A 23300-nucleotide genomic window follows, 5' to 3' on the forward strand; every position below is an offset into this window, starting at 1 on the left:
GATCAGAAATAACCTTCCTGCTTCTTCTTTTCCATCGACCCCACGGAGTCGCTGTCGATCAGCCGTCCTTCGCGTTCGGACGTCCGGCTCGCCTGCATCTCCATGATGATCGATGGCAGGTCTGCCGCATCGGAGCGGATGGCGCCGGTGAGTGGATAGCAGCCGAGGGTCCGGAACCGGACCACTTCCTCGCGCGGCGTCTCCCCCGGATTGAGCGGCAGGCGATCGTCATCGACCATGATCAGCGTGCCCGACCGTTCGACCACCGGTCGCGGCTTGGCGAAGTAGAGCGGCACGATGGGGATCTGCTCGGAATAGATGTAGGTCCAGACGTCGAGCTCGGTCCAGTTCGAGATCGGGAAGACGCGCATGCTCTCCCCGGGATTGAGCCGGGTATTGAAGGTCCGCCAGAGCTCGGGACGCTGGTTCTTCGGATCCCAGGCATGGCTGGCATTGCGATGCGAGAAAATGCGTTCCTTGGCCCGAGACTTTTCCTCGTCACGGCGCGCGCCGCCGATGGCAGCGTCGTAGCGTCCCGCTGTCAGAGCCTGCCGCAGCGCCGCGGTTTTCATGATGTCGGTATAGCGCGAGGAGCCGTGATCGAAAGGGTTGATGCCGTCGCGCACACCCTCGGCATTGGTATGGGCAATGAGGTCGAAGCCGTATTCTTCCGCCGTCCGGTCGCGGAAGGCGATCATTTCGCGAAACTTGAATGTCGTATCGACATGCAGCAACGGGAACGGAATCTTGCTCGGGAAAAACGCCTTGCGCGCCAGGTGCAGCAGCACGCTGGAGTCCTTGCCGATGGAATACATCATGACCGGCCGCTCGAAACTGGCGGCCACTTCGCGCAGTATCTCGATGCTTTCCGCTTCGAGCGTCTGCAGATGCGTCAATCGGCTGGTCACAGGGGTAAACTCCGTCATGCAACAGCAAGGCGAGAACGTGCTGTTGGTATGACGGGGTCAGGTTGGCATCAAGCCAAAAACTGTAGGAAATGCGGGGGTTTCAGCCCCCTTGAGCACAATCGTCTCATAGCTTGGCGAGCACTGAAATTCCGCTCTCCGCACGCCAGCGCAGACGCTTTGCGCAGTTCGCCCGACCAATTTCAGGCGCAAAAAAAGTTTCGCCGTTCCCCTCAGGCAGCCGGGAGTTCGAGCCGCGGTTCGCTCCGCGGCAGGGAAAGCCCCGCGGCACTGCTGCGGGCGAAAGCCGTCATCACGCCGCGCGCCGCCTTGCGAGCGAGCGAGATATTCTGTTCGCTGAGGTAGGAGAAGGCTTCTTCGAGCTCGACGGGAATGCTGCCTTCGTATTCTTCGAGCAGTTCCTCGGTGAGAGCCGTAACCACGTAGTGGCGGGCCGCCAGGTCGTCGGTGAGGTCGGTGCTGCGGGCGTGCAGCACGAGGCGCACCAGCAGGCGCCCGACAGCGGCATTGAGGCCGCATCGTGCCATCAGCGCCGCCAGCGCCGCGCGGCTGCCGTGTTCAAGCAGGGAGAGAACCTTGTCGCGCGAGCTGCCGGAAAGATTGGCAAGGCATGCCGAAAAGAAGAGGACACGCCCGGTGGCCACCGAATGCAGCAGCACCCGCGTATTCATCCGGTCCGAGCCGACGAGATCGTCCACGAACTGGTCGCGACGCTCGATCGAGGCAGTCTCCCCGATATTGGACAGCGCAGAATCGGCGCCGTCGCGCAATAGCCGCTCGAGCCGTGCGGGCGCCAGCGATCCCTTCACCAGGCGGCAGTTGCGCAGGGCTTCGGTAGCAAGACCCACCAGATGCAGCCGTGCCTGATCAGGCAGGGTGGCGAGAGCCAGCAGCGCGCCGCGCAGTTCGGCGTCGTCGCCCTTTTCCGTGGCGAGCTGCAGAAGCACAGCTTCGCCAATCGACTGCCCGGGTCGGCGCAGTATGCGCAGGGAAATCGATTTGTCGCCGCGGCCGATCAGCGTTTCCGCCATGCGTGCCGTCAGGGTCTGGCGCTGCACGATTGCCAGCAGCGTTGCGCTGTCGCCGGTCCGCGCCAGCGGCAGCATGTCCACATCGACCAGCACGGGCGAGTATTGAAGCACGGCGCGCGCGATGATGGCGCTGTCCCGCAGCAGGGCCAGCATCAGCGGCCGCGGCGCCTCGCTCGAATGCAGCAGCCCGTAGGCAAGCGCAGCGCGAACCTTCACCGAGGGATCGTCGAGAAAGGATATCAGCGCCGCGTAAAGCGCGGCATGTTCGTCGGCAGGACCATCGTGATTGAGATAGGCCATCGCGGCGAGATGGGCCGCATGGCCACGCGCATCGCTATCGCTCGACTGCGAAAGCTCCGAAAACGCGTTGTACCCGATCATGTTCTTCTCCGCACTTGCGGAAAACACCTTAGCGGGCAGTGTTTAAGGAACGGTTCACCATAAATCGGCCCATGGCGCCGGAGCTTACTGGCTGTAGAGCTGCGTGAAGAAGGCGCTGCCTTCGCCGCCCGTCGCTTCCTGCTCTTCGGGCACGGTCTTGAACAGGCCGGTAAAGGACATGTTTTCGGGCGAGAACCGAGACGGCAGCGGCGGCGCGGCTTCGGGAGCAGATGTGCCGCCCTGCCCGTTCATCTGCTGCGCCGTGAAGGCCGCATTGCCGCCCTCATGCTTGGCGACCAGCACCTGATAGACCTGACGGATGGTGCGGGCCTGGCCATCGCTATTGTAGAAGATCGCCCGATTGGCGGCGGCCTGACGGGGAAAGAGGTTGACCGCAACCTGGTCCGGGTTCTCGAGCCCGGCGCGAAACATCTTCTCGGCGCCCTGGGCGCCCAGGAAATGCGCGATGTAGAGTTCGCCCGCACTCGGCATGCGCCCGAAAACCGAACGGAGATATTCCCCGTTCGACCGGGTGAAGGCCGCTGCCAGATCGGCCGCGATCTGCGGGTTTTCGCGCAGGGCCAGGATCTGCGCCCGCTGGCCGGGATCGCCAACGACATAGTCGCCGCCCGAAGTCCGGGAGATTTGATCGGCATAGGACTGGTATCCAAGCCGCGGGCCTTGTTCCTTCATCACCTGCAGCCAGGTGCCTTCGAGAAACTGGAAGAGGCCGACCGCCGACGATGTGCTGGCGCGCGCCTGCGGGTTGAGGCTGCTCTCCCGAATGGCCGTCTGCACCAGATAGCCGAAGTCCACGCCGCTGCGATTGCCCGCAGCGGTCAGTGCGCTGGCGAGGGTCTGTGGTATCGAAACTGGCTGGACACCCATGACGGGCTTTCGGCTCGGTGAATCAGTTACCAGACATTAACACCTGACAGCGTTAACGCGGCGTTAACCACCCTGCCCCCGGCGCCCGCCAGCGCGTCACGACGCTCGCAAGGTCCGGGCGTGGCCGGTCTTCGGGCACGATCGCGGGTGTCCCGATATGCACGAAGCCGACGAAACGCTCGCCCGGCAAGGCGCCCAGCATGCTGGCGGCAGCATCGTCGAAGGTGAACCAGCGCGTGATCCAGGTGGCGGCGAACCCCAGCGCATGCGCTGCGTGGACCAGGTTGAACGCCACGTTGCCGGCCGAAAGCAACTGCTCCATTTCCGGCGCTTTTTCGCTCGGCTTTGGCGAAGAGATGATGCCGATGGTCAGCGGCATGGGCAGGAAGCGGTTCCGCTCGATATCGAGACCTTGCTCGTCCAGCGCCGGATTGTTGGCTGCCGCGATGGCCGCCAGGGCGTCGCCGGCAGCGCGCCTGTCATCGCCTGCGATAATGACGAGACGCCACGGCGTCAGCTTGCCATGATCGGGCACGCGGGTGGCAATGGTCAGCATGGTCGCCAGCTCATCCGCATTGGGCCCGGGCTCCTTGAGAAAGGCGGGACCGACTGAGCGTCGGGTCAAGAGGTAGTCACGGACGGCTGGGTTCACGGGCATGCGGTGGCTCCTTTGCCTATCCCCATAGCCGTCACGCAAATGTATGGCCAGTCGCACCAGAAAAAATGCCGCCCTAATGGGTAGACCGGTTCCAATATTCGCATGAGTGTGACACAGCTTTTCCCCATTCCTGACCTACTTGCACCGGAGAGTCGGTCTTTGAAAATGCCCGTGGCAGCCGGAGTTCTAATGCGTTCACTCAGGCAATTTGCCGTCCTTCTGGCTGTACTGGCCGGCTTTGCCACGGCAGTCCCGACTGCTCCCATTTTTGCACAGGACAGCACCGAGATTCCGCCGCTGCCGCGTCCCCGGCCGGATCGCGACGCCACCGCCGAGCCGGCGGCAAGCAACGCCGATGGCACCGCAACAGACGCGATCGCGGCTGTGACAAGCGTTCCCCAGCCGGTGACCCTGACTGCACGGATCACCCAGGATGGCACGCCCATTCCCGAGGGGGTCGTGTGGCGGGTATTCGAGAGCACGCCGGATGCCAATGGCGAGATGGCCCTGGTGGCCAAGGCCGAAAGCGGTTCAGCCTCCCTCGAATTGCCCCCCGGCGACTACGTCGTGCACGTTGCCTATGGCCAGGCCCAGGTGAGCGAAACCTTGTCCGTCGTGCCCGGCGAAAACACGCACAACGTCGTTCTCGACGCCGGAGCCCTCAGGCTCAATTCGGCAGTATCGGGCGACATCCCGATCTCTCCGGCCCTGCTCCATTTCGACATTTATACATCGGGTGCCGAAGAAACGCGGGCACTGATCGCCGACAACCTGCCGCCCAACGAAATCGTCACCCTCAACGCCGGCACCTACCACATCGTCTCGCGCTTCGGCGCCATCAACGCGGTGGTCCGCGCCGACCTGCGTGTCGAACCCGGACAATTGACCGATGCGACGCTCTATCATCACGCCGCCGAGGTCTCCTTCAAGCTGGTATCGGAAGAAGGCGGCGAAGCGATCGCGGACGTGGAATGGACGGTCAAGACCGGTGACGGCGCGACCATCTTCAGCGAACGCGGCGCCTTTCCCTCGACAGTGCTCTCCGAGGGGGAATATCTCGTCCTCGCCAAGCTCGGTGACCAGGTCTACAACCGCGAGGTCGAGGTCCAGCCCGGCGGGCCGCGCGAAATCGAAGTCCTCACGACCGTCTATCAATAAACCTCGACGCCGAGACGGCTGCCGGCGTGGTCGTTTCGGTCGTGCCGTCGCGACTGTGTCTCATTTGCACAATAGGCGATCGGCGTTTACTTGTGTGCTTGAACGGCGTCCCGGCACTGCCCAGATGCCACGCATGGAACGGGAGAACACCATGTTGAACACGACCACCAATGGCCGTCTCAAGGCCATTGCCGCTGTCTGCCTCGTCGGCATTGCCCTGCCAGCTAGCGCAGTCGTGGCCAAGGAAAAGACCAAGCCGGCAGCGCAGACCGAAAGCAAGATGGAGATCGACTATTCGGTTTCCATTCCCAGCATCGATGCGGTGGATTCCAGTCTCCCCGACAACGTCCTCAACGATATCCTCAGCGGCAACCTGGTCGACCACGCCGAAGAACTGGCCGGCCTCGATGCGACCAGCATCACTGTTCCCGAAATCGTCGTGACAGTGACATCCGAAACGGACGACGGCACTCAGGAAGCGACCGTCACTTTTGCCGATCTGTCGTTCGACAACATCGTGGATGGTCAGGCCGAATATGTCAGCGTCTCCGGCATCACCCTTGCGGCAGAGGACACAACCTTCAGCTTCGGCGCCCTGTCGGCGGCAGATCTCAATATCGCCGGCATCCTGGGCATTTATGGCCTGGTAGACAGCACCCAGACCGAGCTCCAGGTCATCTACAAGGACTTCTCGGCAGAAGGCGGATCGCTCGAGGCGGAAGATGTCTCCTGCACCGTGGGCCCGGTTTCGGGATCCGAATTCAAGGCTCGGCCGCTCAAGTCGTCCTTCGCCGAAATGATCGCCATCGGCCAGGCCCTCGAGGACGATCCCGACATGACCGATCCGGCCCTGACCGGCAAGTTCATCAGGATGTATGCCGACATCCTCACCGCCTTCGAGACCTCCGAAGTGATCTTCGGCGGCATGGACTGCAGCGGCGTCGACGACGACGGCCAGGCCGTGAGCTTCGCGCTCGGCAGCATGACCATGGGCGCCATGAGCCCCGGCTACTATCCGTCAATCTCGATGAACGATTTCAGCATCGAAGTGGAAGGCGACGGCTCCTTCACGCTTGATAATTTCACGTTCAAGCCCATGGACCTGACCAACCTGATCGCCCTGCTGGAGGGGGCTCCGGAGCGCGTCGACGAGGCCTGGTTCGAAGCCAATGCCCGCGCGCTCATCCCGGCGATGGAAGGTGTTGCGCTGACTGGGCTCGATATCGATGTTCCTGATCCGGAAAATCCCGACAGCCGCATCCAGGCCAAGGTCGGCGCGTTTGACCTGACGTTGGGCAATTACATCAACGGCATCCCCGCAGACCTCGACGTTTCGGCGGCCAATATCCAGGCCGAAATCCCCGCAGACAGCGGCGACGAGACGCTCGATCAGCTGCGCGCCCTTGGCGTCACCGACATCGATGCCGGCTTCCGCATTGCCGCAAGTTGGGATGGCGATACCGACACCATCGCCATCGAGGAAGTATCGATGACCGGCGTCGACCTGGCAACGGTCCAGCTGGCCGGCACGATCGCCAACGTGACCGAAGCCCTGTTCTCGCTCGACACCGATGCGGCGCTCGCCGCCGGCATGGGCATCGCGGTCAGCGACCTCGATCTCACCGTGACTGATGCCGGACTGTCCGACATCATCCTCGCCGTCGCCGCAGCCGATCAGGGTGCCGATCCGGCATCCATGCGACCGATCTTTGCCGGCCTCGCGCAGGGCACCGTGATCAGCATGATGGCCGGCGCTGCAGACGCCGCCAAGCTGGGCGAGGCCGTCAACGCCTTTGTCGCAGGCAAGGCCAAGACCCTGATGATCGGCATCGAAGCCAAGACCCCGCCGGGTCTCGGCATGCTCGACTTCATGCAAGCCGAAGACGATCCCGCAACCTTGCTGAGCAAGGTCAACGTCAGCGCCGAAGCCAAGTAGCAGCTTCAAGGGCCGCCTTCGGGCGGCCCTTCTTCATTGCGCAGGGCCCCGGTCGCGATTCCAAGCGCCAGGTCGAGCAACCGCGCCGCTTCCGCCTCGGTGGCCCCCTCTGCGTAGCACCGCAATTCAGGCGCATTGCCCGAAGCGCGGAAATGCACCATCCCGCCCGACCGCAGCCAGACCTGAACGCCATCCACTGCCGCACGCCGCAGCGGCGCATCGGCCTGGAAGACATTTTTCGCGTAGGCCTCGTCAGTGTCGAGACGGTGGAGGAACGACGCACTCACGCTTCCGGGGACGCCCGTCAAACGATCGGACGCCGTCGCCTTCAGCCCCAATCCACTCACAAGATCGCCGACGCTCGTCCCCCGCCGCGCGACCTCATCCAGGAAGCAAAGCAGCGGCAGCATGGCGTCGCGCGTTCGGAGCGCCGGCAGGTCCTGCCCTCGCAACTGAATGCCGGGACCCACAAGCACCCCGCCATTGGCCTCGAAACCGACCACGCCCGGCCCGGCTTCTTCCATGGCAGCGATGACGAACGGCGACCCCACCCGCGCCCGGATGACCCTCTCGAACCAGCCCAGGTTCTCGATAGCGGAATTGGACGTCACCGGAGTCGCAATGGCGCGTGCTCCCAGGTAGCGCGCCGTTACCAGACCGAGGACATCGCCGCGGACGAAGCGCCCTTGGCCATCCATGAGGAGCGGGCGATCCCCATCGCCGTCAGTGGACACGAGCGCATCGAGCCGATGCTGCAAAACCAGATCGGGCATCGGCGCAAACACGGGGTCGCCAAACGCCTCGGTATCCACCGGCACGAACGTGTCGCTCCGCCCCAGCGGCACGACCTCCGCGCCATGGAGGCGCAAGACTTTTCCCAGCAAGTCACGCGACACGCTGGAATGCTCGAAGACCCCGACGCGCAAACCACGAAGGGCCGCACGTGGCAACGACGCGCTGTAGCGGGCGAGGTAGCGCCGGGTCGCAGCGGCCGATTCATCTGCAGTGAAGCCGGTGCCGCAGGCGACAGGTCCCCCGGGAAGGTGATGGAGGATCCGCGTTTCGTCGGCTTTGCCGATTTCGCCGGTCGGGCGATAGAATTTGAGGCCGTTGCGGTCGGACGGGATGTGGCTGCCGGTCACCATGATCGCGGCGCCGCCTGACGCCTCGGCGTGAAGCGCAAGGGCCGGAGTCGGCAAGGTGCCGCAGTCGATGGCGATCAACCCGGCGCCGCTGATGGCGGCAGCGCAATCGCGGGCGATCGCAGCGCTCGACGGCCTGAGATCGCGGCCAATACAGACCCTGGTCACGGGCCCCGAGGCACCGTCGTTCAGCGTTCGCGTGAACGCCGAGGCGTAGCGCCGGGCAGGCTCACCCTCGAGATCAGAAACCAGGCCACGCAGGCCACTCGTGCCAAACTTGAGACTGCTCATGCTGCCCCCGGGACAAGCCGTCCCCCGCAGATTAGGGCGTCACAGGTTTTCGTACAATCTGTCGGTGCTCGCTCAGTCCTCGCCGCTCGGCCGCTCGCGCAGGCGCTTGACGGTAGAGCGCACCGACTTTCCATCGAGCCGGCGGGTCTTCGAGGCCAAGGTCGGACGGGTCGCGATCCGCGGTTTGGGCACGAACGCTCCTTCCCGCAGCAAGGCGACGAGGCGAGCCTGGGCCTCCGCCCGGTTGAGTGGTTGATCCCGATGCGAGTTGGAGGTGATGACGATCACCCCATCCTTGGTGAGGCGGCTGCCGGCCAGCGCCTCGATGCGCCGTTTCATCGGCTCGGGAATGTTGGGAGAGTTGAGAAGATCGAAACGCAGCTGGACGGCGCTGGCCACCTTGTTGACGTTCTGGCCGCCCGGCCCCGATCCGCGCACGAAACTCTCCTCGAGCTCGGAGGCCTCGATCGATACGGTGCGGGTGATCTGGATGCGATCGGCCACCAGCGCCCCCTGCCCTCAGCGCTTCCAGCGACCGGTGAAGTAGACTTCCTCGTCGTGGATGATGCGCCCCTTTTCTGTCGTCCGGTACTTGCCCGGCCCGGCTTCCTCGATCCAGTTCTTCTTGAGCATGCCGGCAAAGACCTTCTCGCCCACGTCCTTGAAGTCGTCAGGGCCGAGCACCTTGTCTTCGCCCAGGTGATAAAGGGCCTTCATTTCTCGGTTGGAGGGACGTTGCGGCATGGTGATCTATCCTAGAACTGGCCGGTGAGCCCGAGCCCGGCACCGAAGCGCAGCCGTTGAAAACCGCCGGGATGGGTCGAGGCCGAAGCTGTCGCCGGCGCGAAGGTGGCAATGCCCACGCCGAGATCGAGCCCGGCCTCGGTATTGACGGTCAGCGCCAGCGCTTCGGTCAGCTGCTTGCGGTAGGTGACGCCGGCATCGAGGCTGAGCGTGGCATTGCGGTATAGAATATTGGGCGTCGGCCCCAGATCGTTGCGCAGCAGGTGACTGTCGTCCACGAAAAAGCCGCCCAGCAAGGCCGCCACATCGAGTGCGATGCCGTCGTCCGGCCCCAGCGCCGTTTCGGCGCGCAGTCCGCCACCGATCCCGGCGCCATAAGCCAGTTGCTGGAGCACGGCCAGATCATCGGGCCGGGTGCCCCCCAGGCACACGGCGTTGCACCGCAAGCCATAACTGGTGATCCGTTGCACCTCCACCTGGCCGCGCAGGAACGGCGTAGCCGACCAGCGCTCCCCCAGGGCATATTGGAGCGGCGCCAGGGCTGTAACCCGCCCGGTCAGCCCATAGTCCTGCCGTGCGTCGCTGGAGGTGTCCGAGAAAAGGACCGCGCCGGCATAGTAGTCGCGATCGCGAAAGGCTCCGCCGCCGAGCCCGAACACCGTTGCCTCGCCGGCAATGGCCCAGCCGTCCCGATCGCCCTCGACACCGACCGTCAGCGTCGGGCTCACCAGCGTGGGATATTCGAGGACGCTGGTCGGATTGCCCAGCGTGGCCAGGGCCCCGGAGGCGTCGTGCCAGAGTGCGAAGGACTGAACGGCGACGCCCGTGCCCACATGGATGTCGAATGCGGCAGCCGGAGCCGCCGCAAACACCAATCCTGCGAGCACACCCGCCCTGATCATCAGGCGGCCTTGTGCGCTTTTTCCTTAAGGTCCGGCGGGGTCGCCTCGGCCATCAGCGCCACCAGCGCATCGGTGAATGGCTGGACCTTCTGGCCCTCGCTGCCCAGGCGACGCACCGAGATGGTGCCCTCCTCGGCCTCGCGGCGGCCGACCACGAACATCACCGGCACCTTCTGCACCGAATGTTCGCGGACCTTGTAGTTGATCTTCTCGTTGCGGGTATCGATTTCGGCGCGGATACCCGCGTCGCGCAACTGCCGGACCAGCTTTTCGGCATAGTCGTCAGCTTCCGAAACGATGGTGGCAACCACCACCTGCGTCGGCGCCAGCCAGAACGGCAGCTTACCCGCGCTGTTCTCGATCAGGATGCCGATAAAGCGCTCGAAACTGCCCAGCACCGCGCGGTGCAGCATGATCGGGCGATGCCGGCTGCCGTCGGCGCCCACATATTCGGCGTCCAGCCGTTCGGGCAGGTTCGGGTCGACCTGCAGCGTGCCGCACTGCCAGTCACGGCCGATGGCGTCGGTCAGCACGAATTCCAGCTTCGGACCATAGAAGGCACCCTCCCCGGGGAAAATGGTGAAGTCGTAACCGGCAGCCTTGCAGGCATTGCCGAGTGCGGACTCCGCACGATCCCAGCTTTCCTCCGAACCGATCCGCTTTTCGGGCCTGGTCGAGAGCTTGATGCGCCATTCCGTGAAGCCGAGATCGGCATAGACGCTGGCCAGAAGATCGATGAACTTCTTCGTCTCGGCTTCGATCTGCTCCTCGGTGCAGAAGATGTGGGCGTCATCCTGGGTAAACCCGCGCACGCGCATGATGCCGTGGAGCGCGCCGGACGGCTCATAACGGTTGCAGGAACCGAATTCGGCCATGCGCAGCGGCAGATCGCGGTAGGACTTAAGACCGTGGTTGAACACCTGCACGTGGCACGGGCAATTCATCGGCTTCAGCGCGTTGACCGTCTTGGTCTTGGCATGTTCCTCGTCCACTTCGACGATGAACATGTTCTCCTGGTAATTGTCCCAGTGCCCGGACGCTTCCCACAGCTTTCGGCTGACGACCTGCGGCGTATTCACCTCGACATAGCCATCGGCGCGCTGCTTGCGGCGCATATAGTCCTGCAGGGCAACGTAGATGCTCCAGCCCTTGGGATGCCAGAACACCTGCCCCGGAGCTTCTTCCTGCATATGGAACAGGTCGAGATCGCGGCCGATCTTGCGGTGGTCGCGCTTTTCCGCTTCTTCCACCATCAGCAGATAGGCGTCGAGTTCTTCCTTGGTCGCGAACGCCGTGCCGTAGATGCGGCTGAGCACTTCGCGATCCGAGTCACCGCGCCAATAGGCCCCGGCCACCTTGGTCAGCTTGAACGCCTGGCCGACATCCTTGACGCTCCGCATATGCGGACCGCGGCAAAGGTCCATCCATTGGCCCTGCTTGTACATCTTGATCGACTGATCGGCCGGAATGGCGTCGACCAGCTCGACCTTGAACGCTTCGCCCTTGGCCGCGAACCAGTCCTTGGCCTGGTCGCGCGTCCAGACTTCCTTGGTGAAGGCGGCGCCGCGCTCGACGATCTCGCTCATCTTCTTTTCGATGACGCGCAGCTCGTCTTCCGTAAACGGACCGGCTGGACGGTAGAAGTCGTAAAAGAAGCCGTTCTCGATCACCGGTCCGATCGTCACCTGCGTATCGGGCCAGAGTTCCTGGACCGCTTCGGCAAGCACGTGCGCAGCATCGTGCCGGATCAGCTCGAGGACGTCCTTGGAGCCGCTGTCACGCGTCACGAATTCGATCGTGCCATCGGCGTCGAGCGAGTCGGACAGATCTGACAGCGCGCCGTTCCACTTCATGGCTACCGTCTTCTTGGCGAGGCTCTTGGAGATGCTCTCCACGATCGCGGTGCCGGTAGTGCCGCGCGTAAATTCGCGAGCAGCACCATCGGGGAACGTCACCTTGATCGACATTTTCAGTCTCCAGAAATCGGGTTGAATGCAGCCGAAAGCGCTGCAAGGCGGCCTGAATAGCATGGATTTGCATTTGTGCCAGCCCGAGCCGTCGCATCGGCTGCGAGCGCACTGGCCTCAGCGCCAGCGACCATACCGCCAGGGCATATACCACCGCCCCCCTTCAGAAATCCTTTCCGGAACCGGGTCGTATCCATGCGTCCCGCCCGGACGGCAGCGCCAGAAGCGGGCTAAGCCCATCCAGCCGCCCGGCCAGAAGCCGAACTGCCATATGGCGTCCCGCGTATATTCCGAACAGGTCGGCAGGTGGCGGCAGGTCCGGCCCGCAAAGGCCGACAAGGTGTAGCGGTAGACGGTGATCAGAAACACAGCCGCGACCTTGAAAGGCAGGTCCACGGCGCGCCAGAAGATGTCGCTGACTCTGCTTGTCACGGCGTCGACGCAACCGTTTGCAAAGACTCGATCTTTTCCAGCGCTGCCTCGACCGCATCGAACACCAGCAGCGTCGACAGATGTCGTGCGGGGTAGTCGCGAACCGGTTCGAGATACTTGAGATCGTCCCATTTGCCCTGGGGCGGTGCACCGGCACTTTTCAGCATGTCGTGCATGGCCGAACGCACCCGGCGAAACTCATCGACGCGGGTCCCGACGATTTCGCGGGCAACGACGGCAGCCGAAGTCTGGCCAAGCGCGCATGCCGAGACATCGTGGCCATAGGCGGTAATGACGCCATCGCGGACCTTGAGGTCGACCTCGACCACCGAGCCGCAGACACGGCTGACTTTCCGGGCGCTGGCATCGGGCTCATCCAGCCGTGCCGCCTGGCGGGCGTTTCCCGCAAGATCGAGGATCCTTTCGGAATAGAGATCGCTCAGTTCCATTGTGCCGACAAATCTGTTTCTTGTTCCGGTCTCGTTCCACTTCTATATAGGGGCACTCCCCCGGACTGTCAGCAAATCTGGTGCCGACATGATCCGAAGCGCATTAACCTGCGTTATAGGGATGGTCGCAACGCAAGGAGCTCGACCCATGGATGCCCACGTCAATCCGCTCAAGCCTGCGACCGCCAACTCGAACGTACCATCCCGTCCAAGCCGCGAAGAAGCCGAAGCAGCTGTCCGCACCTTGATCGCCTGGGCAGGCGACGACCCCAACCGCGAGGGCCTGCTGGAAACCCCGGCGCGCGTTGCCAAGGCCTACGGCGAATTGTTTGCCGGATACGACCTGGACGCCAAGGCGGTCCTGTCCAAGACCTTCAAGGAAGTGGGCGGTTACGACGATCTCGTCCTCGTAAAGGGCATCCCTTTCTACGCCCACTGCGAACACCACATGGTGCCTTTCTACGGCCAGGCGCACATCGCCTACCTCCCCCATGATGGGGTTGTGGGCCTGTCAAAGCTCGCGCGGCTTGTCGAAGTGTTCGCGCGCCGCCTGCAGACGCAGGAAACCATGACGGCGCAGATCATCGATGCCATCAACGAGAACCTTGGCCCCCGCGGCGCCGCAGTCATGCTCGAAGCCGAGCATATGTGCATGACCATGCGCGGCGTCCGCGCCCATGACGTCAAGACTGTGACCCATCGCTTCACCGGCGTCTTTGCCGAGGACCGTGTCGAGCAGGACCGCTTCTTCGCCATGGTTGGTCATCGTTGAGCATGACGAGGACGCGCGTGCGTCCTCTTCCGCTTTGACGCTACCGCGTTTGCCGGGTCCATTTTTGCGCTGGCGTCTTGATGCCCGAAGGTCTAGACCGGCCCGGCAATGACAGACCCTTCCTTACGGAACGAAACCTTCGAGAACAGCACGGCGCTTTAGCGCACCGGTTTCGGCGCGCAACCGCGCCCGCAACCATGGAGCCAGCCATGCTGAAAGCGTTTACCTGCACCAACGATCTGTTGACCGAAGCCGCATTTGCAGGGGACGCCACGGGGCTCGTCTGGATCGACCTCGAAAATCCCACGCGCGAGGAAGACCAGTTGGTCGAGCAGGCGCTGGGCATCGTCATCCCGTCGCAGGCCGACATGGCCGAGATCGAACTATCGTCCCGGCTCTATCACGAAGACGGCGCGGAATTCCTGACCCTCACCGCCCTCGCCAATCTCGACCACGACGACGCCATCAAGATGCCCGTGACCTTTATTCTCAAGGGCACGACACTGGTGACGGTCCGCTGGTGCGATCCGCGCCCCTTTGCGGCCTACCGTACCCGCGCCGCCAGGCAGAAGGACATGCCCTCGCGCACCGGAGAGCATGTCATGCTCGGACTGCTCGAGGCGCTGATCGACCGGATGGCCGATGCGCTCGAACGCTTGGGCACCGACGTCGACCACATCTCCCGCGAAATTTTCCGGAACAAGGCCCGCAATGTCTCCAAGAAAACGCGCGACCTGCAGGCCGTGATCGAGAAAATCGGCAACAAGGCCGAACTGCTCAACCTCATCCAGGAGAGTCTCGTCAGCATCGGTCGTCTCACCGCCTATCATGCCGCCATGGACGACGCGCCGCGCAAAACCGTTGCTGCGCGCGAGAACCGCAATCTGCTCAAGGTCATCCAGCGCGATGCCTTGTCGCTGGGCGACCATGCAAGGGCACTCAATGGCCGCGCCAGCTTCCTGCTCGATGCCACCCTGGGCCTCATCAATCTCGAGCAGAACCAGATCATCAAGATTTTCTCGGTCGCCGCGGTTGTCTTCCTGCCGCCCACGCTCGTCGCTTCGATCTACGGCATGAACTTCGACATCATGCCGGAACTGCACTGGGATTTCGGCTACCCCTTCGCGATCGTCCTCATGGTGGTCTTCGCGGTGCTGCCCTACATCTTTTTCAAGCGCAAGGGCTGGCTGTAGGCGCGCGTTTGGGCACCCTCTTCCCGTGCCTGCCCATACACGCTAAAGCCCGCCCAGCAGAACGGAGCTCCGGCCATGACCATCGCCTTCGCCGATCCCAAGTCGCTCGATCATGCCGCGCTCGAAGAGGGTACGGCCTTCGCACCGCGCTTCGACGCGCATGGCCTGATCACTGTGGTGACCACCGAAGCGGGCAGCAATGACGTGCTCATGGTGGCCCACATGAATGCCGAAACGCTGTCCCTCACCCTCGAAACCGGGATTGCCCATTACTGGTCCCGGTCGCGCAAGGCGATCTGGAAAAAGGGCGAGACGTCAGGCGAACTGCAGGAAGTGGTCGAGTTGCGGACTGACTGCGATCAGGACTGCATCGTCATGGTAGTGCGGCAGACCGGTCGCGGTGCGGCCTGCCACACCGGACGCAAAAGCTGCTTCTATCGCCGCGTCGCGGTGTCTGACAGCGAGGCGCGCCTTGAAGACACCGGCCTGCCCCGCCTGTTCGATCCGCATGCTGTCTACGGTCACTAGAGCTTCCGCTCGAACAACTGCACGAGCAGGAAGCCCGCCAGAAAGCCGCCCAGGTGAGCCTGCCATGCAATGGCCAGGCTCGACCCCGTGAGCAGGGGCACAAGCGGCACGGCCGCGTTCAAGCCGATCCAGATCAGCGTGAACCAGCGCGAGCGCGGATTGACGAACACGTCGCGAATGCTGGCGAGCCTGCGGCCGAGCACGACGCGTTCACCCGTCTCCGGATGGGTGGCCACCAGCACGGGCTGGAACATGAACCGGATGGCGGCCCCGGTCAGCCCTGCAACGCCGCCCGATGCGCCGATCAGGTACACTTGACTATAGAGCGTCGTGACCGCGAACAGCGCCGCCCCACCCGCTGCCGACAGCAGAAACAGGACCAGCATGGGGCCCGCGCCGTAACGCCGGACTACGGGTGTCGCAAAGATGACGAGCCAGGCCACATTGATCAGCAGGTGATCCCAACCGGCATGCAGGAAGGCATGCGAAAACGGTGTCCAGATCAGGGGAATGACGATGGTCGGATCCACCTCGGCCAGCACGATTCGATACGGCTGAAACGCAAACCAGAAGAGCAGCTGAACTTGCCCGTCGGGGTTAAGAACAAAGGTTGACGCCAGATGAATCGCGATCAGAACGCCGGCGAGAACTGCGATGCCCGCCGGCAGCAGGAAAATGGGCTCGGGTCCCTGAGGCGGCTGATTTACGGGCGTCTGCGGGTTCTCGCTCATCGTTTTCGTCCTGAAGCCGTGGTGTCCTGCGGGCCTTCGTCGGCTTTTCCACATTTCGCCACAGACGTTAACCTTAAAACTTCTTTAAGCGGGCTTTTGGCGCCGCCTTTTGCCAATGTCAGGAGCGCGGCGAACCCGGTCCTGGGGCGCCCAGTCGACTCCAGATGCGGACCTCAACGATGCAGATGCCGAGCACGAAGACCCTCTATACCTATTGGAACGCGATTCGTGGCTCCCGCAGTGCTCCGGACCGTCGTGATATCGATCCGACCCGCATCCGCGAGGCGCTCGCTCATACCTTCATTCTGGAGCTCGACGGCCAGGATAAATTCTCCTTCCGTCTGGCGGGTTCCCACCTCTGCACCAGCTATTGCCGCGAACTGAAGGGTCGCTCGTTTTCCGCGCTCTGGCACGACCGCGACAATGACGCGATGGAAACGCTGATCCGCGCGGTGACCGAGGATCATGCCGTCGCCCTCGTGACGTTCCAGGGCACGACGGCATTGCAGACCAAGGTAAGCTTCGAAACCATCCTCATGCCGCTGCGCCACAACGGCTCGACCCACACCCGTATCCTTGGCGCCATGTCCGCTCTCGATGAGCCCTACTGGCTTGGGGTACAGCCCATTCTCGAGCAGCGGATCACCGGCCTGCGCCTGATCTGGCCCGACGAGATTTCTGCCGAGGAAACGGCCCGCGAAGTACTGGCGAGCGTTGTCAACGACGTTGAATTCCCTGCCCCGGTCTCGACCTCGGGCATGCCGACCACCGTCTATGGCCGCACCGCCCGTCGGTACGCGCACCTGGCGGTCATCGACGGCGGACGCAACTGACGAACCCGGGCATTTGAGGCATAGGCGAGCGCCTTGCCTCACCAAGCGTTAACCAAGACACGCTAACCTTGCTGTGGATTTCCCCAGGGCGTGGAACAGGTTGACGCATGCTCATCGACGACATTTCAGCGCCAGCGACGAACCACGGCCTGCACACCGCAGCCGCCGACCGTCGATTTCAGCGTGTCAATGTGTCGATCCTGGGCCGCTATATGCTGGCTGACCGGAGGGAATTTCCCTGTCAGGTCTTGTCCATGTCTCCCGGCGATGCAGTCGTGATCGCACCCGTTCCCGGCATCGTCGGCGAACGCATCATCGCCTATCTCGACCACCTCGGCCGTATCGAGGGCACGATTCTGGCGCAGGTCGACGGCGGCTTCATCATGGATATCGCTGCCTCCCCACGGAAGCGCGACAAGATGGCAGCGCAGCTCACCTGGCTGGCCAACAAGGACCTGCTCAACCTGCCCGAGGACCGTCGGCATGAGCGCGTCGTCCCCGACATCCGTCATTCCACGGTCGTTCTCGATGATGGCCGCCGCTACAATTGCAAGATCATCGACATCTCGCTCTCGGGTGCGGCCATCGAGCTCGACGTGCGTCCGGCCATGGGCACGCCGATCACGCTCGGCCGCATGCGCGCCCGGGTCGTCCGTCATTTCCAGAATGGCGTCGCGGTCGAATTTGCCGCCGCCCAGGAAATGCTGACAGTCGTCCAGCAAAACCTCCGCATGAACTGAGCCCGACGTTAGCAGCCTGCTAACGAATTGGCGCTCAGCGCTATGGTAAATGCACCCTCAAACGCATCGATAAAACACGCATAAAAACTGCATCTTACTTTTCGGATCGGCGCAATTCGCCATCCCTAGTGTGGTCTCCATCAGGGAGACTACACAATGTCATTCACCACCAAGGCGCTGTTTTCCGGCTTGATTACCGCGCTTCTGGCGCTGGCGCCGATCGCTCCGGCCGCCGCACTCGACCTCACCAACGTCGCCTTCATCCAGACCTCGGCCGGCACGACATCCATCCCCGTCGGCCACATGGAGTTCTGCAACAGCCATCCCGCCGAATGCCGCCCGAACGACCAGGTTGTCGCCGCGGCAGCGCTCGATGAACGCACCTGGCAGCAGCTGGTCTCGGTGAATGCCTACTACAACGACAACGTCGTCCCCGTGACGGACCAGGACCTCTACAACGTCGCCGAATTCTGGACCTATCCCAACGGTTACGGCGATTGCGAGGATTTCGCGCTGGCCAAGCGCCGCGACCTCATCAATGCCGGCTGGCATCCGAGCACGCTGATGATCGCGGTCGTCAAGGAGGCCAATGGCAACGGCCATGCCGTCCTGCTGGCTCGCACCGATCGCGGCGACCTCGTGCTCGACAACCAGGACGGCAGCATCCGTCTCTGGAGCGAAACGCCCTACACCTTCATCAAGCGTCAGTCTCAGGCCCATGCCGGCCAGTGGGTCGACATGATCGACGATCGCGTTATCGTCGTCGCCGCCAACTGATCAGTTTCCGGACCCCGCCCAAAGCCTAACCCTGATAGGGGTCTGAAGAGAAAAGCCGGCCTCGCTTCCGCGAGCCGGCTTTTCTGTATTCGCAGTGCTGCCCGCTCAGGATCGAAGGGCGATATAGGCGCTGAGGAACAACAGGCCGGTGATGAAAGCCCAGCCAAACGAGATCAGCGCCGACAGCAGCACTGAACTCATCGAGATCGTGCCATCCTCTTCGTGGCTCCAGCCAAACTGAAGAAGAATGTAGGGGCCGCATACGAAGCTCACGGCCAGATTACCCAACATCCCCAGATATGACCCGCCATCCATGCGGAGGACGGCCTGCTGGCGCGTGACCCACTGGTAGAGGTGCGTCCCGACGCCGGCGACACAAAGGCCGACACCCATGATGAATGCTGCAAGCAGAAGTTCCCGCGTCATGCTTCACCCTCGCCCATGCATCGGCGCCATTGCATTTCTTTACGATTTGTTAAGCATATTGGATGCCCTAATGGCTGTCATCCCGAAGCGAGAATTCTGGTTAATTTCGGCATGTCGGTTTCCACAGAGCCTGATGAACAAGCCGAGCACGACCGTGGGCACGTCGCCTACAACCTCGCCGGCATCGTCGCACTTGTCCTGCTGTTAGCTGTGGGACTGGCCTATGCGATCGACCAGCAGGGGCGCGCATCGCGCCTCACCTTGCCGGCACTCGACGATGGTAATCCTGTGGTGCAAACCATTGCCGGCCGGGACCTGTCGATCCCTGCCAGCTGGTTCCGGTTCGGCGAAGCGATAAAGCCCGGCTTTGCCAGCCAGGTCGACCTTGCATTGAGGCTGGACGTCGGGCCAGGCGCGCAGCCGGTCGAGGTGGATGCGACCATTCTGCCGCGCAGTGGAGCCCGCGCGAGCGCGGCGTTGCTCGACGCTGTCTACCTGCACCAGTTCGCCGATGAAACCGCGTCCGGCATTCCGGGCCTCGTGGGCAAGCCACTCATGGCCAGCGAAGGCTATGCAGGGGAAACGGTTTGGTATGACCCGCTGTCGCCCGCTCCGTTCGTGGCCAAGTGTTCGGCCGCACCAGATCGGGCGCGCAAGGACAGGTGCCTTAGAACCCTGCACCTGCCGAGCGGCCTGGCCGTGGTTCTGAGCTTCGATGCCGAAGCCTTGCCGGCATGGAAGCAGTTCGATGAGGAACTGGCCCGATGGCTGGGCCAGATCGGAGCCCTCTAGAGATCAGTCCAGGTCTTCGAGATCAATGTCGAGGATCGACATATTGAAGATGTAGGACTTGTCGCCGTCCTCGTCGTCGGCATGGATCAGCCCGATCGACTCTTCGCCGATGAACACTTCGACCGAGTCATTGAGCTTGGCGCGCGGGCGGACGTCGATATTGCGGTTGTTGAACTTCTGCTGCAGGAACTTTTGCAGCTTGATGATTTCGGGGTGGTTCACGGGAACACGTCCTGCTTGTTGCGTTGAGCCGGCAATCTAGTGTCTGAACCGCTGCTGGCAACCCCTGCTCCGGGGCAATTTAGCGGGAACAACCTTTGGGCGGCCCTTGCCTCAGTCTTCGCTGTCCCGATCGTAGACCAGCACCATCTGATCCATGATCAGGGCGGGTTGTGCACAACCGGCTTCGCCGATGATCTTGGCCGGAACACCCGCCACGGTGACGCGCGGCGGCACTTCCTTGAGCACGACCGAGCCGGCGCCGATGCGTGAGCAGTCGCCAACCTTGATATTGCCCAGAACCTTGGCGCCTGCCCCGATCAGCACGCCATTGCCGATCTTGGGATGACGATCCTGATCCGCCTTGCCGGTGCCCCCGAGCGTGACGTTCTGGAGCAGAGAGACATTGTCGCCGACCACCGCCGTTTCGCCGATCACGAGACCGGTGCCGTGATCGAGCATGATGCCCTTGCCCATGACCACTGCCGGGTTGATGTCGACCTGAAACACCTGGCTCGAGCGGCTCTGGAGATAGAGCGCAAAATCGCGGCGGCCTGCCCTGTGCATCGCGTGGGCGAACCGGTGGGTCTGGATGGCCTGATAGCCCTTGAAATAGAGGAGTGGCTCGATGGCGCGATGACAGGCCGGATCACGCTCCAGCGTCGCTGCGAGGTCCGTGCGCGCCGAACTGCCAATTTCGGGATTGTCGCGCAGCGTTTCGGCAAACCCCTGGCGGATCATGTCGGCCGATACGTCCTCGTGATCGAGGCGCGATGCGATGCGATGCGCCAGGGCATCCTCGAATGTATCGTGATTGAGAATGGTCGACAGCACGAGGTTGGCGAGCGACGGCTCGGTGTCGAGAATCTGCTGGGCGCCGGCGCGGACGGCATCCCACACGGGATCCATGGACTGGACCTGTGCCGACTTCTTTATGGTGCCGTTCATCGCGCCGCTCTCCGCTTCATCGATAGATGACGATATAAGACAGTTCTTTCTCTGCTTCAAAGACAAAGCGAAGGCATTGGTTCACGAAACCGGACCATTTGAGTACGTCCTGCCCAGAAAGGTCAGCGCGGCGGCCTTGAAGACCTTGTCGCCGGTTGCGCGCATGTGATCGCGCTTCGGGATGACAACGGCCTCGCCATACGGAAGCAATTCGGCGAGCGGCTCGGGCGGACCCGCCATCTCGTCCGCCTCTCCCACCGCAACCAGAACGGGCACTCCGATCCGCCGCACATCGGCACGCGCCATGGGCTGGCGCGAGGTTTCCATGCAGGCTGCGAGCGCTTCGCGATCGGACCCGGTATGGTCTGCAAAGATTCGGAATTGCCGCGCTGTCGGGTGGCTCAGGTCGGCCAGGCTGGGTGCGCGCAGACCGGCAATGATGTCATTGCCGTCGGTCAGGCCATTGATGAGGTTCATGCCCATGCCGCCGAAAATGGCGCAGGCGACACGCTCGGGATGGGAAAAGGCCATGAAGGCGGCGATGCGCGCGCCCATCGAATAGCCGATGACTGCCGCGCGTTCGAAGCCGAGATGATCGAACAATGCAAAGGCATCGTCCGCCATCTGCGTGGGATAGTAAAGATCGGGATCATGCGGCTTGCCCGACTGACCGTGGCCGCGATTGTCCAGCGTGATCACCTGATATCCCGCGGCCACCAGGGTTTCCACCCAGCCCGTATCCACCCAGTTGACCTTGCCGCTCGAGGCGAAGCCGTGGACGAGCAGCACGGGCGCACCCGCGCCGTGCACGTCATAGGCCAGTTCGACGTCGGCATGGGTGAAGCTGGGCATAGTCTTTCTCCTGGCGAAACAGGCACGGGTTTTGCGGCTTCGGGCAGCAAAATCAAGCATCCCTTTGCCCTTTTCTTGGGGAGGGCCTTTGGATATGGTCGCGCCAAATCAAACACCATCCAGGTTTACACCATGGCCCACGGCACGACCCCGCACTTCCACAACACCCAAGGTCTGCGCAGCATCGAGATCGGGTCCAAGGAATTCCAGTGCGTCGGCGCGCTTCCGCCGTTCGACCATCCCCATGTTTTCCTCGACATGGGCAAGGATAGCGAAATCGTCTGCCCCTATTGCTCGACACTCTACGTCTTCAAGGCCGAGCTTGGCGCCGGGCACGCCAATCCCTCCTCCGCCATCTTCGACGTCCACGCCGCCTGAGCTGAACCATGCCCGCAACGGGCCGCAGCTACATCATCGCCGGCGCCGGTATTGCCGGCCTGACCCTTGCCCTTGCGCTGAGCAGGCAGGGTGCGACGGTGACGGTGCTCGAGCGACACCACGAGGTGCAGGAGTTCGGGGCAGGCCTGCAGATCAGCCCCAATGCCCGCCATTGCCTCGACACGCTGGGCCTGGGCGAACAGCTTGACCGCATCGGCCTCGAACCCCAGGCGCTCGACGTCTTCGCGCAGGGCGGAACCGTGCCGCTGGTGAGCATGGAACTGGGCCAGGTGATGCGGGAGCGCTACGGCGCGCCCTACATGGTGATGCACAGGGCCGATCTGGCCGACACGCTCTACAAGGCGTGCCGCAGGCTATCCACGATCGACATGATCTTTGGCGTGCGAAACTGGGACGTGGTTTCCCATGCCCGCGGCGTCACCGTGGCCGTGGACGAAGCCAACGGCCAGACCCGAACCAGCCGCGCCGACGCCTTTATCGGTGCCGATGGCGTGCATTCGCATACGCGGCTCGCCATGCTTGGTGGACCCAGGGCAGAATTTCGCGATCGCATCGCCTGGCGCACGCTGGTTCCCTACGATCTTGTTTCCGCAGAGGTGAGACCGGCCCGCGTTTCGGTGTTCTTCGGAACGGGTTTCCACCTCGTCTGCTATCCCTTGCCGCATCGCAAGCAGGTCAACCTGGCCCTGTTCATGCCTGGAAAGGCACCCGAGGCCGAGGCGCAGCCGCAGCCGGCCAATCCTGGCCCGAGGGTGGACAATATCCTTACCGCGGCCGGTGCGACCTGGACGGCGTGGCCCCTGTATACAGTCGAGACCGCCACCTGGTGGCGCGGCAATGTCGGCATCATCGGCGACGCTGCCCATGCCATGGTGCCTTTCCAGGCCCAGGGCGCAGCCATGGGGATCGAAGATGCCACGGTGCTCGCCGCTCTCCTGGCTGGAACCGAATCCGCCGAACGCGCTTTTTCCCGATACGCCGATTTGCGTCGCCCCCGAACTCGGGAGGTCGCCGCACTTTCGGCCCGCAATGGCCGCATCTTCCACCTACCCTGGCCCTTGAGCATCGCGCGTGACACGGTCATGCAGATACAGGGCCCGCGGGCGCATCTTGAGCGCCTGGACTGGATCTACGCCTATGACGCCGAAGCGGTCGCAGGCCAAGCCGGGTAGTGGAAGCGATGGG

The 23300-nt window shown here is 63.1% G+C and carries 26 protein-coding genes and 1 pseudogene; 11 read left to right on the top strand and 16 right to left on the bottom strand.

Going from position 1 to position 23300, the window contains the following annotated elements; translation table 11 throughout:
- Positions 1-2: 2 nt before the first annotated feature.
- The 4 genes and pseudogenes from cysD to CCK88_RS06785 form a co-directional block, all read right to left on the bottom strand.
- Positions 3-938 (bottom strand): annotated as a pseudogene (cysD, locus tag CCK88_RS06770) (sulfate adenylyltransferase subunit CysD); the annotation flags it as partial.
- A 200-nt stretch (positions 939-1138) separates the two neighbouring features.
- Positions 1139-2338: a DUF2336 domain-containing protein gene (locus CCK88_RS06775; RefSeq protein WP_086469707.1), complete on the bottom strand. Its 1200-nt coding sequence runs from the start codon at positions 2336-2338 to the stop codon at positions 1139-1141.
- 84 nt (positions 2339-2422) lie between these two features.
- Positions 2423-3226 carry a transglycosylase SLT domain-containing protein gene (locus CCK88_RS06780; protein ID WP_086469708.1) on the bottom strand — a complete coding sequence of 268 codons (804 nt, stop codon included), beginning with the start codon at positions 3224-3226 and terminating at the stop codon, positions 2423-2425.
- A 52-nt stretch (positions 3227-3278) separates the two neighbouring features.
- Positions 3279-3884: a nitroreductase family protein gene (locus tag CCK88_RS06785; RefSeq protein WP_086469709.1), complete on the bottom strand. Its 606-nt coding sequence runs from the start codon at positions 3882-3884 to the stop codon at positions 3279-3281.
- 189 nt (positions 3885-4073) lie between these two features.
- On the opposite strand from CCK88_RS06785, the gene CCK88_RS06790 reads away from it, so the two are divergent.
- Entirely contained in the window at positions 4074-5042 is a 969-nt protein-coding gene (locus tag CCK88_RS06790; protein ID WP_086469710.1) for a hypothetical protein, read from the top strand.
- A 151-nt stretch (positions 5043-5193) separates the two neighbouring features.
- The gene (locus CCK88_RS06795) at positions 5194-6978 is read left to right on the top strand and encodes a hypothetical protein (RefSeq protein WP_140048909.1); all 1785 of its coding nucleotides are present in this window, start codon (positions 5194-5196) and stop codon (positions 6976-6978) included.
- Positions 6979-6983: 5 nt separating this feature from the next.
- On the opposite strand, the gene CCK88_RS06800 is transcribed toward CCK88_RS06795, so the two are convergent.
- From CCK88_RS06800 to CCK88_RS06830, 7 genes are all read right to left on the bottom strand, one after another.
- The gene (locus CCK88_RS06800) at positions 6984-8411 is read right to left on the bottom strand and encodes a phosphohexomutase domain-containing protein (RefSeq protein ID WP_086469712.1); all 1428 of its coding nucleotides are present in this window, start codon (positions 8409-8411) and stop codon (positions 6984-6986) included.
- Between the two features lie 72 nt (positions 8412-8483).
- Complete coding sequence (gene arfB / locus CCK88_RS06805; RefSeq protein WP_210189907.1) at positions 8484-8915, bottom strand: alternative ribosome rescue aminoacyl-tRNA hydrolase ArfB; 432 nt, start codon at positions 8913-8915, stop codon at positions 8484-8486.
- A 15-nt stretch (positions 8916-8930) separates the two neighbouring features.
- On the bottom strand, positions 8931-9155 hold the full coding sequence (locus CCK88_RS06810) for a hypothetical protein (RefSeq protein WP_140048910.1): 225 nt from the start codon (positions 9153-9155) through the stop codon (positions 8931-8933).
- Positions 9156-9166: 11 nt separating this feature from the next.
- Entirely contained in the window at positions 9167-10057 is an 891-nt protein-coding gene (locus CCK88_RS06815) for a hypothetical protein (RefSeq protein WP_086469715.1), read from the bottom strand.
- Positions 10057-12024 (bottom strand): threonine--tRNA ligase, encoded by a 1968-nt coding sequence (thrS, locus tag CCK88_RS06820; RefSeq protein ID WP_086469716.1) that lies wholly within the window; start codon positions 12022-12024, stop codon positions 10057-10059. The genes CCK88_RS06815 and thrS overlap by 1 nt, the downstream gene beginning before the upstream one ends.
- A gap of 117 nt (positions 12025-12141) precedes the next feature.
- A complete protein-coding gene (gene yidD, locus CCK88_RS06825) occupies positions 12142-12456 on the bottom strand; it encodes a membrane protein insertion efficiency factor YidD (protein WP_086469717.1) in 315 nt (104 codons plus the stop codon).
- Positions 12453-12905, bottom strand: coding sequence for an iron-sulfur cluster assembly scaffold protein (locus CCK88_RS06830; protein ID WP_086469718.1), 453 nt, complete (start codon positions 12903-12905; stop codon positions 12453-12455). The genes yidD and CCK88_RS06830 overlap by 4 nt, the downstream gene beginning before the upstream one ends.
- A gap of 148 nt (positions 12906-13053) precedes the next feature.
- Between CCK88_RS06830 and folE the strand changes: the two genes are divergently transcribed.
- From folE to hisI, 3 genes are all read left to right on the top strand, one after another.
- Positions 13054-13677, top strand: coding sequence for a GTP cyclohydrolase I FolE (gene folE / locus CCK88_RS06835; RefSeq protein WP_086469719.1), 624 nt, complete (start codon positions 13054-13056; stop codon positions 13675-13677).
- Between the two features lie 209 nt (positions 13678-13886).
- Positions 13887-14870 carry a magnesium/cobalt transporter CorA gene (corA, locus tag CCK88_RS06840; RefSeq protein ID WP_086470849.1) on the top strand — a complete coding sequence of 328 codons (984 nt, stop codon included), beginning with the start codon at positions 13887-13889 and terminating at the stop codon, positions 14868-14870.
- Between the two features lie 75 nt (positions 14871-14945).
- Positions 14946-15398, top strand: a complete 453-nt coding sequence (gene hisI, locus CCK88_RS06845) for a phosphoribosyl-AMP cyclohydrolase (protein WP_086469720.1) — start codon at positions 14946-14948, stop codon at positions 15396-15398.
- Here the strand turns inward: hisI and CCK88_RS06850 are convergent.
- Positions 15395-16129 carry a rhomboid family intramembrane serine protease gene (locus CCK88_RS06850; protein WP_170926381.1) on the bottom strand — a complete coding sequence of 245 codons (735 nt, stop codon included), beginning with the start codon at positions 16127-16129 and terminating at the stop codon, positions 15395-15397. The genes hisI and CCK88_RS06850 overlap by 4 nt on opposite strands.
- 179 nt (positions 16130-16308) lie before the next feature.
- On the opposite strand from CCK88_RS06850, the gene CCK88_RS06855 reads away from it, so the two are divergent.
- From CCK88_RS06855 to CCK88_RS06865, 3 genes are all read left to right on the top strand, one after another.
- Positions 16309-16962 carry a PAS domain-containing protein gene (locus tag CCK88_RS06855; protein WP_170926382.1) on the top strand — a complete coding sequence of 218 codons (654 nt, stop codon included), beginning with the start codon at positions 16309-16311 and terminating at the stop codon, positions 16960-16962.
- Between the two features lie 107 nt (positions 16963-17069).
- Positions 17070-17702: a PilZ domain-containing protein gene (locus tag CCK88_RS06860; protein WP_086469723.1), complete on the top strand. Its 633-nt coding sequence runs from the start codon at positions 17070-17072 to the stop codon at positions 17700-17702.
- A 156-nt stretch (positions 17703-17858) separates the two neighbouring features.
- Complete coding sequence (locus tag CCK88_RS06865; protein WP_086469724.1) at positions 17859-18479, top strand: transglutaminase-like cysteine peptidase; 621 nt, start codon at positions 17859-17861, stop codon at positions 18477-18479.
- 105 nt (positions 18480-18584) lie between these two features.
- Here the strand turns inward: CCK88_RS06865 and CCK88_RS06870 are convergent, their stop codons facing one another.
- Complete coding sequence (locus CCK88_RS06870; protein ID WP_086469725.1) at positions 18585-18905, bottom strand: DUF6949 family protein; 321 nt, start codon at positions 18903-18905, stop codon at positions 18585-18587.
- 111 nt (positions 18906-19016) lie between these two features.
- Here CCK88_RS06870 and CCK88_RS06875 point away from each other — a divergent pair, with 111 nt between their 5' ends.
- Positions 19017-19697: a hypothetical protein gene (locus CCK88_RS06875; RefSeq protein ID WP_086469726.1), complete on the top strand. Its 681-nt coding sequence runs from the start codon at positions 19017-19019 to the stop codon at positions 19695-19697.
- 3 nt (positions 19698-19700) lie between these two features.
- Here CCK88_RS06875 and CCK88_RS06880 read toward each other — a convergent pair whose 3' ends face one another.
- The 3 genes from CCK88_RS06880 to CCK88_RS06890 all read right to left on the bottom strand — a co-directional run bounded on the left by CCK88_RS06880 (position 19701) and on the right by CCK88_RS06890 (position 21716).
- Positions 19701-19919 (bottom strand): DUF3126 family protein, encoded by a 219-nt coding sequence (locus CCK88_RS06880; protein WP_086469727.1) that lies wholly within the window; start codon positions 19917-19919, stop codon positions 19701-19703.
- A gap of 111 nt (positions 19920-20030) precedes the next feature.
- Positions 20031-20864, bottom strand: coding sequence for a serine O-acetyltransferase (gene cysE, locus CCK88_RS06885; RefSeq protein WP_086469728.1), 834 nt, complete (start codon positions 20862-20864; stop codon positions 20031-20033).
- 81 nt (positions 20865-20945) lie between these two features.
- Complete coding sequence (locus CCK88_RS06890) at positions 20946-21716, bottom strand: alpha/beta fold hydrolase (protein WP_086469729.1); 771 nt, start codon at positions 21714-21716, stop codon at positions 20946-20948.
- Positions 21717-21848: 132 nt separating this feature from the next.
- Here CCK88_RS06890 and CCK88_RS06895 point away from each other — a divergent pair, with 132 nt between their 5' ends.
- Together CCK88_RS06895 and CCK88_RS06900 are read left to right on the top strand one after the other, a co-directional pair.
- Positions 21849-22094 (top strand): zinc-finger domain-containing protein, encoded by a 246-nt coding sequence (locus CCK88_RS06895; RefSeq protein WP_086470850.1) that lies wholly within the window; start codon positions 21849-21851, stop codon positions 22092-22094.
- An 8-nt stretch (positions 22095-22102) separates the two neighbouring features.
- Positions 22103-23287, top strand: a complete 1185-nt coding sequence (locus CCK88_RS06900; RefSeq protein WP_086469730.1) for an FAD-dependent oxidoreductase — start codon at positions 22103-22105, stop codon at positions 23285-23287.
- Positions 23288-23300: the final 13 nt, after the last annotated feature.

This window comes from Devosia lucknowensis (genome assembly GCF_900177655.1).
GTDB classification, from domain to species: domain Bacteria; phylum Pseudomonadota; class Alphaproteobacteria; order Rhizobiales; family Devosiaceae; genus Devosia; species Devosia lucknowensis.